Origin of the sequence: Pedobacter sp. CAN_A7 (assembly GCF_015752175.1) — a bacterium.
GTDB lineage: Bacteria > Bacteroidota > Bacteroidia > Sphingobacteriales > Sphingobacteriaceae > Pedobacter.
Window position 1 is genome coordinate 81,007 of record NZ_JADOUW010000002.1, and the last position, 17,276, is coordinate 98,282.

Here is a 17,276-nt window from a genome sequence, read left to right on the forward strand (position 1 = left end):
AGTATTTTATTGTTTATTCAAATAAAAATCATCACCGTATACAGTGCCCGAATTTGGTTTATAGTAGTATACTGTAGCCGAGGTATTGCTTGCCCCGGTGGTAAAGGTAACAGAGGCGTGCTGGTAGCTGGTGCTGTTGATCTGACTACCCATTGACGTTCCACCATAATTTTTGACGCCGATGATGGCCGTTGTTCCTGCTGCAATTACTTTACCATAACCCCCAAATGTGTAAGTTGTATTAGGGAGAAGTCCGGTTACGGTCTGCTCCAGGGTAGTTGTTCCACCCTGCTCACATATCGCTTTTGTACCCGTTCTGGCATTATTGGTGACCAATGTTGTTGTTGGTCCTGCAACCCATGGCGCAATGGTAGCAGATTCCAGTCCTGGGTTACCCAGCTCCTCTTGTTTGTATACCCTAACCCAGTCTACCTGCATATCAAAAGGCAAATCTGCGTTGGTGATTGGCCCTGGCCAGCCCGCTCCACCTGATTGGTTTAAAATCAGGTAAAAAGGCTTGTCAAATGGCCACTGTGCCGAGGTTGCACCAGCTTGTTTAGCATAGGTATATTGAAGTACATTATTTACATAAAACTCAATTGACGATGGGCTCCAAATGATCCCATACAAGTTATAATCAGTAGTATTGTAAGCCGTTGCACGTGTAGCGGTACTACCCCCTGATGCGTTAGTTACAGCGCCATTGTGAATGGTATTATGGATGACATTCTCCTTATTCACGTGTTCCATGATATCAATCTCACCACTGTTAGGCCATCCTCCATAAGCTACTGGGAGCTCAGGCATCATCCAGATTGCAGGCCAGGAGCCTTGTCCTTGCTTAAATTTTGCGCGGACTTCTACTTTACCATAGCGCACACTAAATTTAGTAGAAGTTTGAATTCCACCAGAATGATAAGGTACATTATCACCGGCAATAACTGCATCATCCATCTTTAACACCAGGTTGGCACCATCTTGATAAACATAGTCGGGTGAGGATGTCAGGTACTTGTTCCAGGCCGAAGTCTGACGTGGAGCATACATCCATTTGGTGGCATCAAAGCTGCCCGAGGAATTAAACTCGTCCGAAAAGACCATTCTCCATGTTAAAGGAGTAGCTGCGGCATTGTTTACTGCACCTAATTTTTTCAAGGATTGGGCTTTTGCCATGGATTCAATTTCCGGTTGCGCTTTAGAACAAGCGAATAGCAATAAGAGAGAAATGAACATTAGATTCGTTTTTTTCATGTCTTTTTGTTGAGGTTTAGATTTGGTTCTTGGTTCACATCATTTCTTGATGCTTATCAAAGTTAGCCCAACGCGTATTAATGTGTTTCCACGTTTGTCTGATTTATGTTCGATTGTATCTGTTTTCCATCCAAAATCGTCCATCAACTAGTTGAATACCATTTACAATTTATTTTTTCATTTACATTGGAAACTTATTACACGCTAAAATAATTATGAAAAAATTTTTATCCTGTATCTTAGTCGCTGCTATCGCAGTTCCTGCATTTGCACAGCATGATGCAAACATGGGTATCATTCCTGTACCGGTATCTGTACAAAAGTCTAATGGATCATTTGTACTCGATAAAACCGTGGTACTTGTTTCTAATAACCCTCAAAATCAAAAACATTCCGATTTTTTAAATGCCTTTATTACTACTAAAGGTGGATTTGCACTTCGCGAATCAAATAGTGTGGACAATACACAAAATGCCATCATCCTTACTTCGGAAGGGGCTGAGCAACTTCCTGCGGAAGGATATAAAATTGCCATCACTAAAAACAGAATCACGGTGATTGGTAAGGACGCCGGTTTATTCTATGGCGTTCAATCCCTCATGCAATTATTGCCGGAGCAGGTAGCTGGAAAAATTGCCATTTCAACTGCAGAAATTAACGATTATCCAAGATTTAAGTATCGTGGATTGCATCTGGACGTAGGACGTCACTTCTTTCCTGTTTCCTTTATCAAAAAATACATTGATATGATGGCCGCATATAAGTTAAACAACTTTCACTGGCACTTAACTGAAGATCAGGGTTGGAGAATTGAAATCAAAAAGTACCCTAAACTAACCAGCGTAGGTGGATCGCGTAACGGAACCATCATTGGCCGCCTTCCAGGTGTAGGCACCGACAATGAAGTTTATAAAGGCTTTTATACACAAAATGAAATAAAGGAAGTGGTTGCTTATGCCACTTCAAGATACATCAACGTAGTTCCAGAAATTGAAATGCCAGGACACGCTTCAGCGGCGATTGCGGCCTACCCGAAGCTAAGTTCATTTCCTGAACGTGATACCTTTATTGATGATAAGACCCCATGGTCTGGATCAAGAAAAGGAAAACAGGTGCAACAAACTTTTGGCGTATTCCAGGATGTTTTTGCCCCAACAGAATACACATTCAACTTTCTGGAGGATGTTTTAGATGAAGTGATTGCATTGTTCCCATCGAAATATATCCATATTGGCGGCGACGAAAGTCCGAAAGACTACTGGAAAGAATCAGCTTTCTGCCAGGAGTTTATTAAAAAGAACAATTTGAAAGATGAGCATGGCTTGCAAAGCTATTTTATCCAGCGTATGGAAAAATACCTGAACAGTAAAGGCCGTTCTATTATTGGTTGGGACGAAATTCTGGAAGGTGGTTTAGCGCCAAATGCAACCGTGATGTCCTGGAGAGGTGAAAAAGGTGGTATTGCTGCAGCACAACAGTTTCACGATGTGATCATGACTCCAAATAGTGCAGGTTTGTATTTAGATTATCAGCAATCATCATCACCAGATGAGCCTTTAACCATGGGTGGAAATTCTCCCTTAACTAAAATTTACGCTTATGAACCCGTTCCGGCATCCTTAACCCCAGAACAACAAAAGCATATTATCGGTGTACAGGCCAATGTTTGGACAGAATATATTGAAACCCAAGAAAAAGTAGAATATACCCTTATTCCAAGGTTGTACTCCTTAGCAGAGGTAGCATGGAGCCAAAAGGAACGTAAAGATTTCAAGAACTTTTATGAAGAACGTGTGCCGTCGCATTTGTCACGCCTGGATAAAACAGGCACAAACTATTGGGTACCTACACCAATTGGACAGGAAGAAAAAGTGATGAACGGTGAGAATTTCAATATAGCGTTAAAAGCGCCAGCACAGGGTGCCAAAATTTACTATACGCTTGATAACTACCGACCATCAGAAAATGCGCATCTTTATCAAGAGCCAATAAAATTAAATGTTCCTAAAGGACAAAAACGTTTGTTAAAGACTATTGTGATCATGCCAAGTGGAAAAAGGAGTGTTGTTACCGAAACCATCTTGAACAACGAGGCCCCGGATGTAAAAGTAAATTCTGTTAAATAGTATAAGATCATTTCAAATTGAAAAAGTTATTTGCCTTAGCCCTTTGTGTCCTATGTTGTTTGTTTACCTTTCAGGGCATGGCTCAGGAAAGTATACCATCAAAGCCAAATATCATCTACATTCTTGCAGATGATATGGGTTATGGCGACCTGAGTAGCTATGGGCAAATAAACTTTAAAACACCCACGCTGGACAGCCTTGCTGCACATGGCATAAAGTTTACGCAACACTATGCCGGTGCGCCGGTATGTGCACCATCGCGCGCAGCACTCATGACGGGCCGGGATATTGGCCACGGCTGGGTGCGGGGTAATTATGAAAAGGGGCCAAAGGGATTAGGTGCCGGGTTGCCCCTCAGGCCTGAAGATATTACCATTGCGGAAGTGCTAAAAACAGCAGCCTACCATACGGCTATTATTGGCAAGTGGGGTTTAGGAATGGATGGAACTACCGGACACCCCAATAAAAAAGGCTTCGACTATTTCTATGGTTACCTAAATCAGGCACATGCACATAACCATTATCCGGATTACCTGTACCGTAATGAAGGCAAAATTACGATACCAGAGAATGCCAACCGAAGTCAGAAAAAATTTTCCAGTGATCTGTTTACGACAGAAGCTTTAGGATATTTGGACAGGCAGCAAGCACATGAACCTTTTTTTCTTTACCTGGCTTACATTACGCCGCATGCAGAAATGATTGCGCCTGATGATGAGCTATTTAAATCCTTTAAGGGAAAATTTAAGGAACAGCCTTATGCAGGGAAAGATTATAATGCTGTAAAGTCAATTGGTGGTTATGGCGCTTCGGAACATCCCATGGCTGCTTATGCAACGATGGTTGTACGACTGGACCGTGATGTTGCTAGAATTATTAAAAAACTACAAGAAAAAGGGCTGGATAAAAACACAATCATCATGTTTTCTAGTGATAATGGATCACATAAAGAGGGTGGTGCAAATCCTGCTGTGCTGAATAGCTCAGGTGGACTACGGGGTGCCAAGCGCGATGTTTACGAAGGTGGCATCCGGGTACCATTCATTGTATCTGGTACTGGTATTAAAAGCGGTGTGGTTTCTGATCACATCTCTGGTTTTCCTGACATATTACCAACCATTGCTGCCTATGCAGGGGTGAACCTGCAGAAAAGCGGCATTACGACAGAAGGCATATCTCTGCTTCCGGTACTATCAGGCCAGGAAAAAAGCCAGAAAGATCATAAATACCTCTACTGGGAGTTCCACGAAGGTAAACAACCTGCGCAAGCCATTAGGTTTGGCAACTGGAAAGCGGTGCGTTATGGAGCATCTAAAGAGATCGAACTTTACAACCTGGAAACCGACATGTCAGAGCAGCACAATGTGGCTGCCGCGCATCCGAAGTTGATTTCTAAGTTTTTGACGATGTTTAAGTCTGCAAGAACCCCGAATCCATATTGGAAGATTAATTAATCATTGTCTTAAAAACAATGGAATTCCGTAGTCTATACATTGACTGACGGTACTGGTTGTTGGTTTTATAAATTTCACTATATTGCTTTACAGACAATTGTAATATGTTAAGTTTTAAATCAACACTTATTTTCTTTTTTGCTGGGCTGTCAGGATACATGGTGAGCGCACAATCTACATGGAAAAAAGTTAAACAAGAAATTGTCTTTCAAAACCCACCTTTTAATAACTGCCATGCTTCAACCTTAGTAGAAACAAAGACAGGAGAAATCCTGCTTTCCTGTTTCGGAGGCAGTCAGGAGGGTAAAAATGATGTATCGATCTGGTTATACTCGTTGAGTAATAAGGATAACCGCACGCCTACGAAAATAGCGGATGGCGTGGTTAGCGATACGTTAAGATATCCCACCTGGAACCCTGTGCTTTTCAAAGAAGCAAAAGGTAGATTATTCTTGTTTTATAAGGTGGGGCCAAATCCACGTGAATGGTGGGGTATGTATAAAACATCAGATGACAATGGAAAAACATGGTCTTCATCGGTTAAATTACCGAAGGGAATTTTAGGTCCGATTAAGAATAAGCCAATTCAGTTAGCCGATGGCGTCATTTTAGCTCCCTCCAGTATAGAAGAAGAAAATGGAAGATGGAAAGGCCATATGGAGAAATCTGTAGACAGGGGTCTGACCTGGTCTTTAATTCAGCTTGACACCAATAAAAGATTTGACATTATTCAGCCAAGTATTCTGGAATATCCGGAAGGCAGACTACAAGTGCTTTGTAGAAGTAAACAAGGCAAGGTGGTTCAGGCATGGTCATATGATAGCGGAAATACGTGGAGCAAATTGTCTGAGACGGAATTATTAAACCCTAATTCAGGAACAGATGCGGTAACGCTAAAAAGTGGAAAACAGCTCATCGTATACAACCCTGATGTACCCGGCAAGGACTGGTTTGAGGGGCGGGGAAAACTCAGGGTAGCGTGTTCTAAAGATGGTAAAACCTGGAATGATGTTGCCGTTTTAGAAAATGGAACAAAAGAAGAATTTAGCTATCCTGCAATTATTCAAACTAAAGATGGCTTAATTCATATCACTTATACTTTTGATCGGAAGAACATCAAACATGTAGTTTTAGAAGAAGGCAGTTAATAACCAGACCTCTCTGTGATGGAAGCGGAATTCGATTGCACTCAAATGGAGCGCAATCGAAGTGATTTCTTACTTGTGCTGGTAACTCCCGTACATATTCACTAATTTATCTGGACTATTGGTAATGATGCCATCAACCCCCATTTGACCTAGAGCAGCCATATCTTTTTCTTGATCTACGGTCCAAGGTACAATCTGCATCTTTAGAGCATGTACTTTAGCAACCATCTGCGGATCTACTGATGCGTAGTGGGGACTATAAATAGCGGGTGTAAAACCTAACTTTTTCAAATCTTCCTCCAATCCACCCTTACTTTTACCTAATGTCAAAAGAGCAAGTTTAATTTTAGGCTCGGTTTTATTTAATAGCTGAAGCGTACGTACGTCGAATGACTGAATAATTAAGCGGTTCTTCATCGCCTTTTTATTAATGACTTCCATCATCGTTTGTACGAATACATTAGGAGTCGGGTTGTAGATTCCATCACCGGCAGGGGATATTTTTGTTTCGATATTGTAGTAAACAGGCTTAAGCTTATTTAGCTTTACATAAGCCTCTACACTGTCAATCAAATCGCTAAGCAATGGCTTATGTGTTTTCATTTTCAGCTGTTCAGGAAAACGAGGGTGAGGTTTGCTGCCAGCGTCAAAACGGCTGATGCTATCATAAGTCATTTTATACAATGCAATACTCCGCTCCTCCGCTTTACTTATATCGGCACCATTTGGCTTACGCATAAAGTCTGAAGACATATAGGCATCGTGGGACACGACGACCTTCCCGTCGCCTGAAATAACAACATCAAGTTCGAGGGTCTTAGCGCCAAGTTTAACACCATTAAGCATGGCAGCGATTGTGTTTTCTGGCATTAATGCCATACCACCCCGATGGGCCTGTACGTCTATTTTCTGTTGCCCGAAGGCTGTACCTGACAGGAGTATTCCAGTAGCAAGTACAAGGATAAGGTTCTTTTTCACCCCGCTAAACTACTTAACCTAACTTTTCTGCACATTAAGATATTGTTAAGTTTGATAAATTACATTATCGAAAGTCGCCGGAATGGCTGACCATTTTTTATGATCAGCATGAGGTAAAATAAAAAAGCCTGGGTCAGCTTACTGACCCAGGCTTGAATTTTAAAAAAAGTGTTACCATTTAGGATTTTGCGTAATCGACTGATTGGCGTTAATTTCACCCTGAGGAATTGGAAAAAGCTCGTGTTTACCAGGAACAAAAAACTGCTTTCCTACTTTATCACTGTTAGCTAGCTCTGTAGCCAGTGTACCCCAGCGTTTCAAATCATAAAAACGTTGGTTTTCTCTTGCAAATTCAATCATACGCTGGTGCATAATTTCCTGCATCATTTGAGTTTGGTTAAGCCCGGTAGCCAATTGAGGTAACTTTGCACGGTCTCTGATCTGTTTCACATATGGATACGCCTCCGCTGTTTTTCCCTGCATGGTCAGCGCTTCCGCTAACATTAACAGCACATCAGCATAGCGCAATGCTCTTTCATTATTACTCGAGGTATAATTTGATGCACCACTGGAACCAGACAGCTCGTTATCCTGCATATAATTCTGATATTTTTTAAATAGGGATTTAAATCCAAATACCAAATTAAAATCACTGAAAGGCCTGTTATAAAAGGTCGCCCCTTCATAATTCCAGACTAAAGTAGCATACATTCTAGGATCAAAATCACCACTTACGGTCTTCTCTTTCTGAAACGCATTAAAGAGTTTATCCGTAGGTCCGGCTTCAAACCAGCCGCCTACTTCTGATGGTGCAAATTCCTGAGCGGTAGTTACGCCTAAAGCCTGACTAGCGTTTTCTCCGCCCCATGCTTCGGTACCACCAACGTCACCCAATTGAATTTCAAACACAGATTCTGCATTATTTTCTCTGGTAGCAATAAAGTTATCGCCATATTCAGGCATTAGCTGATAGCCAAGTGCAGTCACTTGTTTTAAAGTTTCTTCCGCTTTAGCATAATCCTTAGTGTATAGGTAAGCTTTTCCTAAATAAGCCAGACCGGCACCTTTGGTAGCCCTACCTACCCATGTTGCCGGGTAGCTTTGTGGAAGATCTGTTCCCGCAGCGGTAAAATCAGCGATAACTTGTTGCCAAATTTCTGCTTCAGGAGACTTTTCTTTAAAATAACCCTCCGTGTCTTTGGCCGTTTCTAAAACCAATGGCACATCCCCGAAATTGATAGCCAGAATAAAATAATTCAAGCCTCTTAAAAATTTCGCTTCAGCGATATATTCTTGCAATTTTGTGCCTTCAAGAGTCACTTTTTCTACATTTTCCAGAATTTGATTCGCCCTAAAAATTGCTCTGTAAGAAGTATTCCAAAGGGAGTTTGCTGTTCCGTTATCGGCATTGTTGGTGAAGGTAGACAGTCTATATAAATCGGCAACGTCGTTCCTGATGAAAAAATCATCACCCCGTCCATTTCCAAGTTCGATCCCTCTCACGCCGTAGAAGCCACCATCAACATCTCTTAATAAGCCGTAAGTAGCGGCCAATGCACTTTGTACATCGGCTTCAGACTTCCAAAAAATTTCAGTGGTAATCTGATTTGGATTCTGTAGTTCTAATACACTTTTTTTACAAGCACCTAACATGGCCGCTACGCAAAAAATTATAATTATCTTTTTCATGATTCTTTTATTTGCTGTTTCATTATAAGGTTAATTGAACACCAAGGGAGATCGTTCTTGCCAAAGGATATGACACATGACCAAAATCAACCCCACGATCGAAAATACTACCCGAACGTCCTAAATCAGGGTTAAAACCACTGTAATCAGTTATGGTAAATACGTTATCTGCACTCACGTAAGCACGCAATGAAGATATTTTGATTTTTTTTGCAAACCCGTCTCTAAGCGTGTAGCCAAGTTGCAAGGTCTTCATTCTCAAATACGAACCATCTTCCAAAAATCTGGACGATGTTCTGGTATTGGTATTCGGATCACTGCTAATTACACGTGGAATGGAGCTATGATTAGTTGGCGTCCAGGCGTTAAGCACTTCTCTGGAATAGTTGATTCCAAGGTTAGTGCTTTGAAGATCTTGCGCCAGGCCATTATAAATCTTGTTTCCCTGTGATCCCTGAAAGAACATACTGAAATCGAAATTGTCATAAGAACCGTTAAGTCCAAAGCCATACTCAAAATCAGGGAACGGGCTACCCAAATTCACCTTATCATTATCAGTAATTTGTCCGTCGTCATTTTTATCGAAGAACTTCACATCACCCGGAGATGCGTTAGGCTGTATCAATTGTCCGTTTTTTGCATAGGCATCAATTTCTTCCTGAGAATTAAAGATTCCTAAAGCCTGAATCAGGTAAAACGATCCGATAGAACCACCAGCCTCTGTTAAAGTACTTGATGCGCCATGGTGAGTGGGCTGCCCCCCGAAGATTTGTTGTGAACCTGTACCCAATGCAATAACTTTATTTCTTACTGCACTGATGGTTCCATATACATTATAATTGAATTTACCGATGTTGCTATTATAGTTTGCCCCAAATTCAAAACCCTTGTTACGTAAAGTACCTGCATTCACAACCGGATTAGATACTGACCCTGCAGACCCAGGGATTGGCACATTTAACAATACATCCGTGGTTTCTTTAATGAAATAATCAGCAGTAAAGTTCAGTTTCCCGTTCATAAAACCTGCGTCGACACCAAAGTTTGATGTTTTTGTGGTTTCCCACTTGATGAATGGGGATGCAAAGGCTGTCTGGATGGCACCAAACCATTTCTGCTGCCCATTACCAACCACATAATTAATGTTTGATGCTACGGCAGCACTATATTGATAATCACCAATCTCCTGGTTACCCAATATACCATAACTTGCTCTCAACTTTAAGTTAGAAATCGTGTTAGATAAAGGCTCAAAGAAGTTTTCTTTAAAAATATTCCAGCCTACAGCCACAGAAGGGAAGTTACCATAACGGTTTCCAGTACCAAATCTTGACGAACCATCACGTCTGAAACTTGCGGTTAGTAAGTAACGGTCATCATATGAATAAATGGCACGGCCCAATACAGAAACCAGGTTATTCTCTGTGCTGTTACCCTCAGCTGTAGATACACCAGCACCAGCATCGATCTGGTCAATTCCATCAGGAAGATCTGTTCTTGCTGCACCTGTAAATTTGTACTTATTGCTTTGATAGGTATAACCGGCTAAAGCCTGAATACTATGTTTTCCGAATTCCTTTGTATAATTCAAGGTATTTTCCAACAAGACTAAGATATTACGATCTTCACTTAAAGTAATATCGTTGGTTGGATGTGTAAATAAACCACCAACCTGGTATCTTCTGTGGTAGTCATAATTTGAGTTTGAATTATTGGTATAACCAAGGTTAAACTTATAAGTCAATCCGGGCAATAATTTTAATTCAGCAAAAGCATTGGCAAGGATGCTTGTATTTACCCTGTTGATATCTTCAAGGTTTAACATCGCTACGGGGTTAGCAATATTCACTACAGACCCGGTGGCACCACCGTAACCACCTAATAAACTAGGGTCATAAATATCGAATGCAGGGATCATTTTTAAAGCTGAACCTATTGCATTACCACTTTGACCACCCCAACCTCCGGGCATAGTGACAAATTTTTCTCTCGACAATAATACGGTTTGCCCAAATTTCAATCGCCCAAAAGTGGTTTCTGTTTTTACTCTTAAGTTATACCTGTTATAGTTGGTTACATCAACGATACCTTCCTGATCATTATAACCACCAGACACACTATATTTAGTGGCTTCACTACCACCGCTTACCAATAAATTATATTGTTGTATAATGCCTGTTCTGAAAATAGCGTCCTGCCAGTTGGTTCCTTCACCTAATTGATCCGGATTTGCCGCAATAGCTAAACCTGGAAATCCTGCATTTGCATTGGCTAGGTTACTTACAGTTGCCCACTCTCTTGCATTAAGCACATCAACGTTGCTTGATTTGCGTTGCTGCCCATAATTGGCATTAAACTGTATCACTGGCGCACCAATTTTACCAGATTTTGTCGTTACCAACACAACCCCGTTTGCCGCTCTCGATCCATAGATCGCAGCCGCAGATGCATCTTTTAACACGTCAAAAGATTCGATATCTGCCTGATTTAAATTGTTGATGTTGGCTACCTGTACCCCATCAACAATATACAATGGCGTTGCGTTTCCAAGGGTACCTACACCGCGGATTAGAATTCTAGTACCTGCACCCGGATCACCACCTGCCGACTCAATCGATACGCCGGGCATTCTACCTTGTAAGGAGCGTGTAATATCACTCACCCCTTCAGCCCTGACATCAGCACCTTTAACAGACGCAACAGAACCTGTTAAATCAGAACGTTTTACCGTTCCGTAACCAATAACAACGACTTCATTTAAATCAGACTGTGCTTCTTTCAAACTAACATTAATGCTTGTACGTCCACCTACAACAATTTCCTGTGTAGTATACCCTATATAACTAAATACTAACGTACTATTCTCCTCAGCAGTAACAGTGTACCGTCCTTGATTATCAGTAACTGTACTGGTGGCAGCCTCTTTTACTTTGACGCCTACGCCCGGCATTCCCTGACCACTTTCGTCGCTTACCACTCCAGAAATGGTAATGGCTTTCTTTATAAGTGGTGCCACCTCATCTCGCAGCCTGAAAACTACAGTGTTCTCATTAATAGCATAGGTGAAGGATTGATTAGCCAGACATTGATCAAGAACCTTAAAAAATGGCACATTATCCACTTTGATACTTATTTTTTTGGCGTCATTCAGCATTTCTTCTTTGTAAAGAAAGTGATAACCCGTTTGTTTCCTCAATTCTTCAAATACCACCTTGAGTGGGGTATCTTTAACATTTAAGCTTACGCTTTGCGCATAAGTATTGGCATTTACCTGAAAAATGGTCAGGATAAATAACATCAGCATCAATTTGGCGATCCTGATAAATTTTTTATTGATATTCATTTTATGAAAGTTTAAAATTTGGTTAATGATAAATAAGCTGGTTTGGTTAGTTTATGGCATCACTGTAATCCTCCTTCCTTCTTTTTTAAAATGAACCGTTCCGGTTAACTCCAGCGACTTCAGTACACTGGATACACTGGTAAACCGGGAAACTGTTCCACCGAATTCTTTTTGATCTATATTTCCTTTGTAGACCACTGACACATCATACCATCGGGATACCTTTCGCATGATACTATGAATATTTTCATTGTCAAATACGAAATACCCATTCTTCCAGGCAATGGCATCTTCCACATTCGCCTTCGTCACCTTCAGGCTTTGGTTTTTTGCATACACCGCTTGTTCACCTGGTTTAAGCATTGCTTTTTTTGCAGCAGTAGTTAATCTTACAGATCCTTCCAAAAGTGTCGTTCTCACCTCCTCTTCGTCATCATAGGCACTTACGTTAAAATGTGTTCCTAACACGTCCACATTCATTTTTTTCAACTCAACAATAAAAGGCATTTTCCCATTTTTGGCAACTTCAAAATAGGCCTCTCCCTCAAGCTGAACAATCCGCGATTTGCCTATAAAAGCTACCGGAAACCTTATTGAAGATGCTGCATTAAGCCAAACCTTCGTGCCGTCAGCTAACACCAGTTGATATTGTCCGCCCCTAGGTGTCATTACTTTGTTAAATACAGGTTTTAAAGCTGATTTTTCGCTTGCGGTGCTGCTATAAACCAGGTGTCCGTCAGCTAGCTTGGCTATAGAGATGTTTCCTTGCTGCACCAATAATCCGTTTTTCACTTCATCAAGTGAAATTGCAGGTTTTCCATCCAGGATTAAGGTAGCCCGGTTTTTTCCGGGAAGCACTTCATCAACAATAGCCAGAACCTTTGGTTGTGCAGACACTTCATTCATATCCCTTTCTCCGCTGAAAAATAGTATACCCCCGGTGGCTATCATCAATCCAACAGCTGCAATCGCCAGCGATCGCCTACTTAGAAATGATTGATGCGCAGGTTTAACCTGTTCGTGGAGACGGCTCAGAATCTGCATTCTGACGTCAGATTTCTCTCCCATCGCTGATGTCCATGGCTGGTCCACTAAACTAAACTGGTCCTGATAACTTTCTAAAGCCCTTTTCTCCTCGGCACTACACTTCCCTGCGGCATTTTTTTCATACAATTCAATATATTCTTCGGGGGTCATATTTATATAGAGACAAATTTTACCTGGCACACACATAAAAAGTAAAAATTTGTAGGGCGTTAATATTTTTCCTATGTTTAGAACACCATTTATAAATTTGTATGCAATTCCAGAAATGTTCAGACGCTCAATTATGGGAAGCCATAAAAGATGATAACACCAAAGCTTTTGATACTTTATTCGATCGCTATTGGTCTGCCATCCATAGTACCGCGTTTTCATACCTGAAAGATGCTGATGCTTCGTCAGAAATTGTACATGACATATTTTTGAAGCTGTGGCAAAACAGGAAGGAGTTTGAAATCCATTCATTCAGAAATTACTTATGTACAGCTGCGCGTTATCACGTTTATAAATACCTTAAGGCAAAAAAGTCAAATGCACTCGTCTATATTGCCGATTACACCGCACATAATCAGCAACAAAGTAAAAATGAAGGTGCTGACGCGTTGATCAGTCAGGATTTGGAGGAGGTGGTAGATCGCTCGCTAACCCAACTACCGAAAAGATGCAGAGAGATTTTTATCCTGAGCAGAAAAAAACACCTTAGCAATGAAGAAATTGCCATAGCATTTGGCATATCCAAAAGAACTGTAGAAAACCAATTGACCGCAGCGTTACACTTTTTACGTCCTATTTTGAAATACACTACGGTAATGACCTTCATGTTTTTTCAACTCCTAAATAATCACCATATCGGTATAAATAAACTAGGAGGCACTGCACAAAGCACCTGGCATTCGGGAAATAAAACCCTAAATTTTACCTCTTTTTAACATGATCACTAAAAACACCATAAGCCGCAATGAAAGCCCAGGCGAGATTGATATATGCCGCAGGATAAGATTGATCATAAAAGGCGCTAAGGAATATCAATACACCACCAAATAGATTACAGAGGTGAAAAACAAGAGAAGTTGCTGACCATTTTTTTATGATAAGCATCAGGTAGGATATAAAAAAAAGCAATGCACCAAACCATCCGGCAAAATCGAAGATTAATTTATAAATAGTTTGATGCATTACAATTGAGCTTTTTATTTTTTATTGACTATCCAACGGTTTACTGTATTGTACTTTGCTTCCAATACAATTTTGTAAATAGCTGACGATGGTAACTTACTTAAATCTAAGGTAAAGCGACCATCCTTTATGGGTACCTCGCCTAATAATTTATAAGTATCCGCAAGGCCACTTTCTTTAAATTTATTGTCGCTTGCTACCCATACCTTAAGTTTTCCTTGGTCATCAGCAGGCACCCATTTCAAGACAGTTTTTCCGTTATCAGCAATGATTTCTGGTTTATAAATAGACACTTTTCCGGTAAGCGGTACACCGTCCAGTTCCCGCATTTGGTTTGCAGAAAGAGAAATATTAAGGTGTCTGGCTACCGTAGGCAGAATATCGACCACGGAAACTTCCCCTTTTTTTGCATAGGTGTTAAGCGGACTGGCATTTGTTGCGATCCAGGAAGCACGTTCCCGGTCAGACTGTCCGCCATGATGATGGCCGGTTTTTGGATCGCGACCATGGTCGGTGGTAATCACAATTAGCCAGTCTTCATCATGTTCTTTCTTGCGTAGCTTAATTGCTTCCCAGATTTGGCCAATTTGCTTGTCGGCAGATACCACGGCATCATCATACTTTTTGCTATCGCCAAACATATGACCCATATCATCTGTGTATTCCAGGTAAACCCACGATAAATCAGGCGCATTTTCTTTGATTTGTCTGGCGGCCTCATCGGTAACAGCCTGATCAATTTTGGCCATAAATAGTCTATCCTTGTCCTGCGGAAACTTCACCGTATCCAATTCTAGACCGTCAAATTTATAGTCGAATTTGATTTTACCCGTTTGCGCCAAACTTTCGCCAACTAGCTTTGTACGGTTATCTTCCCAACTGGAAAAAATACCTATTTTTTTCTCTGGGTATTGATTCTTAAAAAATCTAAAAATAGTGGGATAGTGATAATTAGGGGCTTTGATCGCATTATCAGGAACATTATGTTTATTGTACCAAACGCCTGAAATGACATTCGTATATCCCGGAGCAGATATAGTGGGCGTTTGATTGTACTGTCCGCGTTCGCCTCCCTGGAACGCACTTAACAAAGCGCCCTCTTTAACAATAGCATCAATATTTGGCGTAGGTAACTTGTCAAGTACATCTTTAGACACGCCGTCTATAATAATAAACACAGCCTTTTTCTTTTGGGCAGCTACCGTTATGCAGAAGCAGGTAAATAGGGTAATGATAAAAATCTTTTTCATGTTTTTTTGTCGTAAACGCTTTACCAGTTAAATATTTGTTTAAGATTAGGGTTAAGCTGTACCTGACTTTGTGGAACAGGCCTATAATAATACTTAGGTGTTATAAATGTTCCGTTATCAGCAATTGTCTGCACAGTTCCGGAAGTTCCATTCTTCAAAAACACCCCAGCATCATCTCCAATCACCCCTGTACGGTAATATATAAAATCTTTGCCTACTGAATTCTTTTCTTTTACTGCTGGGATAGATTGATTGTTAGCCAAAAGGATGATATCTGCCACCCCGTCTCCGGTAAGGTCATGTTTGCCAAGCCCCGAAAAGTATATTCCTTCCTGCTCTTTCTCCAGCAGTTTCCCTGCATTCCAACGCATCAAGTCGTCAAACCTGTAGCCTTCAAGGGCAAGCTCAATACGGCGCTCGCGGCGAATCTCCAGCAACGCATTTATTTGTGAACCCGCAATCGTTGGATATTTGGCTATCTGAACTGGATCAGCAGCAGGATTCAGTGGCATACGAGCCATACCTACCCGCTCACGTAATAGGTTTATGCTTAGATCAAGATCACCTTGAGTAAGTTCTCCCAATTCAGCCCTTGCCTCCGCATAAATTAATAGTATTTCTGCGTAGCGAAGAATCGGAGCATCGACCGTTTGCATCGCTGCTGTCGCAGGGTCATTCACAAAGCCTTTCACCTGATGGTATCCTGTGAAATTTTTTGCAAGCTGCTGTACATAAATGCCACCACCCTGAGAATAGGTACGTGTATTAAGGAGGTTGAAACCCGGAGCAGCATAGGTTTGACTTAACCGCGGGTCACGGTTTTCAAATTCTTTCAGAAAAGAGAAGGTAGGGTAACCAGCCTGACTACTGTAATAAGTTCCATCTTTCATGAGATAGTCTTGCAATAAGTCTTTAGCCGGAGACACTTCATAGTTTCCAAACATCGTTTCACTCCAGCCGCTGTTACGAAGACCACTTTCGTTATAGACAGCAAGAATTACTTCTGGATTATTTAATAGACTAGGCTGTATAAATAAGTTCATGTAATCTTCAGCGGGTTTACCTGTCGTATAGAGTCTGAATTTGCCACTTTTCATGATATCGCTGGATACATCACGAGCGATTTGCAGGTATTTTTCGGCTGTACCGGCAAGTTCAAGTTCATTATGGTATTTTCTGGTTGTACCCTCATACAGCGCAAATTTTGCCTGATAAGCTTTAACAATCCAGCGGTTTACTGCACCCGACTCCCCTGTTTCGTTCACATGTTCGGCAGCGAAAGCAAAGTCTTCCATAATTTTGTCTACAACCATTGCGCGCGGATCACGCCCTTTCATCAAGAGGTCATTATTATCCATACTAATTGGTTGGTCATACCAGGGCACATCTGAGTATCGTTTTACCTTTTCAACATAAAACTTGGCCCTGAAGAACCTGGCTATGCCCTCATAGTGATTCAGTACTTCATTGCTTAAGGGAGCCTTTTTAAAATTAGCCAGGAAATAGTTTACACTGCGTAACTGCTCCCAATCCCAACCCGAATTGATACTCGATGGAGATGGATTACCAATCATCATCGTTTTTATCTCTGCATTACCCGTGGTAGCGGCATTATCTGTGGCCCTGTCGTTATTTAATATGCCTACACCATCAAAGTCATAGAGATTAGTGACGTACAATTTCAAGTCCTGCTCGTTATTGAAAAAATTATCGCTACCGATAGAAGTTTGCGGTTGCCTGTCTAAAAAATCTTTTTTACAGGCACTCAGGCTTATTGCTGCCAGCGCAATTCCTGCTATATATTTATTTAAGTTCAT

Annotated in this window: 12 protein-coding genes; 4 read left to right on the plus strand and 8 right to left on the minus strand. The window is 41.1% G+C overall.

The window, feature by feature from the left end; all coding sequences use genetic code 11:
- Positions 1-6: 6 nt before the first annotated feature.
- Entirely contained in the window at positions 7-1,251 is a 1,245-nt protein-coding gene (locus IWX76_RS06550) for a family 16 glycosylhydrolase (RefSeq protein ID WP_196859115.1), read from the minus strand.
- A gap of 215 nt (positions 1,252-1,466) precedes the next feature.
- Here IWX76_RS06550 and IWX76_RS06555 point away from each other — a divergent pair, with 215 nt between their 5' ends.
- From IWX76_RS06555 to IWX76_RS06565, 3 genes are all read left to right on the plus strand, one after another.
- Positions 1,467-3,377, plus strand: coding sequence for a beta-N-acetylhexosaminidase (locus tag IWX76_RS06555; RefSeq protein WP_196859116.1), 1,911 nt, complete (start codon positions 1,467-1,469; stop codon positions 3,375-3,377).
- A 77-nt stretch (positions 3,378-3,454) separates the two neighbouring features.
- Complete coding sequence (locus tag IWX76_RS06560) at positions 3,455-4,831, plus strand: arylsulfatase (RefSeq protein ID WP_196859117.1); 1,377 nt, start codon at positions 3,455-3,457, stop codon at positions 4,829-4,831.
- Positions 4,832-4,935: 104 nt separating this feature from the next.
- Positions 4,936-5,979 (plus strand): sialidase family protein, encoded by a 1,044-nt coding sequence (locus tag IWX76_RS06565; RefSeq protein WP_334641396.1) that lies wholly within the window; start codon positions 4,936-4,938, stop codon positions 5,977-5,979.
- Between the two features lie 69 nt (positions 5,980-6,048).
- On the opposite strand, the gene IWX76_RS06570 is transcribed toward IWX76_RS06565, so the two are convergent.
- The 4 genes from IWX76_RS06570 to IWX76_RS06585 form a co-directional block, all read right to left on the minus strand.
- Positions 6,049-6,957, minus strand: a complete 909-nt coding sequence (locus tag IWX76_RS06570) for a glycerophosphodiester phosphodiesterase family protein (RefSeq protein ID WP_196859118.1) — start codon at positions 6,955-6,957, stop codon at positions 6,049-6,051.
- A 171-nt stretch (positions 6,958-7,128) separates the two neighbouring features.
- Positions 7,129-8,646: a RagB/SusD family nutrient uptake outer membrane protein gene (locus IWX76_RS06575; RefSeq protein ID WP_196859119.1), complete on the minus strand. Its 1,518-nt coding sequence runs from the start codon at positions 8,644-8,646 to the stop codon at positions 7,129-7,131.
- Positions 8,647-8,668: 22 nt separating this feature from the next.
- Positions 8,669-11,989, minus strand: coding sequence for a TonB-dependent receptor (locus IWX76_RS06580; protein ID WP_196859120.1), 3,321 nt, complete (start codon positions 11,987-11,989; stop codon positions 8,669-8,671).
- Positions 11,990-12,040: 51 nt separating this feature from the next.
- On the minus strand, positions 12,041-13,186 hold the full coding sequence (locus IWX76_RS06585) for a FecR family protein (RefSeq protein ID WP_196859121.1): 1,146 nt from the start codon (positions 13,184-13,186) through the stop codon (positions 12,041-12,043).
- Positions 13,187-13,287: 101 nt separating this feature from the next.
- On the opposite strand from IWX76_RS06585, the gene IWX76_RS06590 reads away from it, so the two are divergent.
- On the plus strand, positions 13,288-13,962 hold the full coding sequence (locus IWX76_RS06590) for an RNA polymerase sigma-70 factor (protein ID WP_196859122.1): 675 nt from the start codon (positions 13,288-13,290) through the stop codon (positions 13,960-13,962).
- Here the strand turns inward: IWX76_RS06590 and IWX76_RS06595 are convergent.
- From IWX76_RS06595 to IWX76_RS06605, 3 genes are read right to left on the minus strand one after another with little or no spacing between them, the layout of a single operon-like run.
- Complete coding sequence (locus IWX76_RS06595) at positions 13,949-14,209, minus strand: CBU_0592 family membrane protein (RefSeq protein ID WP_196859123.1); 261 nt, start codon at positions 14,207-14,209, stop codon at positions 13,949-13,951. The genes IWX76_RS06590 and IWX76_RS06595 overlap by 14 nt on opposite strands.
- A 14-nt stretch (positions 14,210-14,223) precedes the next feature.
- Positions 14,224-15,459, minus strand: coding sequence for an alkaline phosphatase family protein (locus tag IWX76_RS06600; RefSeq protein WP_196859124.1), 1,236 nt, complete (start codon positions 15,457-15,459; stop codon positions 14,224-14,226).
- A 20-nt stretch (positions 15,460-15,479) separates the two neighbouring features.
- The gene (locus IWX76_RS06605) at positions 15,480-17,276 is read right to left on the minus strand and encodes a RagB/SusD family nutrient uptake outer membrane protein (RefSeq protein WP_196859125.1); all 1,797 of its coding nucleotides are present in this window, start codon (positions 17,274-17,276) and stop codon (positions 15,480-15,482) included.

What these genes read in the sequence shown, in the direction of transcription:
- IWX76_RS06605 (WP_196859125.1), bottom strand. Translation starts at nt 17,276, where the DNA reads ATGAACTTAAATAAATATATAGCAGGAATTGCGCTGGCAGCAATAAGC.
- IWX76_RS06575 (WP_196859119.1), bottom strand. Translation starts at nt 8,646, where the DNA reads ATGAAAAAGATAATTATAATTTTTTGCGTAGCGGCCATGTTAGGTGCT.
- IWX76_RS06550 (WP_196859115.1), bottom strand. Translation starts at nt 1,251, where the DNA reads ATGAAAAAAACGAATCTAATGTTCATTTCTCTCTTATTGCTATTCGCT.
- IWX76_RS06565 (WP_334641396.1), top strand. Translation starts at nt 4,936, where the DNA reads ATGTTAAGTTTTAAATCAACACTTATTTTCTTTTTTGCTGGGCTGTCA.
- IWX76_RS06585 (WP_196859121.1), bottom strand. Translation starts at nt 13,186, where the DNA reads ATGACCCCCGAAGAATATATTGAATTGTATGAAAAAAATGCCGCAGGG.
- IWX76_RS06560 (WP_196859117.1), top strand. Translation starts at nt 3,455, where the DNA reads ATGGCTCAGGAAAGTATACCATCAAAGCCAAATATCATCTACATTCTT.
- IWX76_RS06580 (WP_196859120.1), bottom strand. Translation starts at nt 11,989, where the DNA reads ATGAATATCAATAAAAAATTTATCAGGATCGCCAAATTGATGCTGATG.
- IWX76_RS06590 (WP_196859122.1), top strand. Translation starts at nt 13,288, where the DNA reads ATGCAATTCCAGAAATGTTCAGACGCTCAATTATGGGAAGCCATAAAA.
- IWX76_RS06600 (WP_196859124.1), bottom strand. Translation starts at nt 15,459, where the DNA reads ATGAAAAAGATTTTTATCATTACCCTATTTACCTGCTTCTGCATAACG.
- IWX76_RS06595 (WP_196859123.1), bottom strand. Translation starts at nt 14,209, where the DNA reads ATGCATCAAACTATTTATAAATTAATCTTCGATTTTGCCGGATGGTTT.
- IWX76_RS06555 (WP_196859116.1), top strand. Translation starts at nt 1,467, where the DNA reads ATGAAAAAATTTTTATCCTGTATCTTAGTCGCTGCTATCGCAGTTCCT.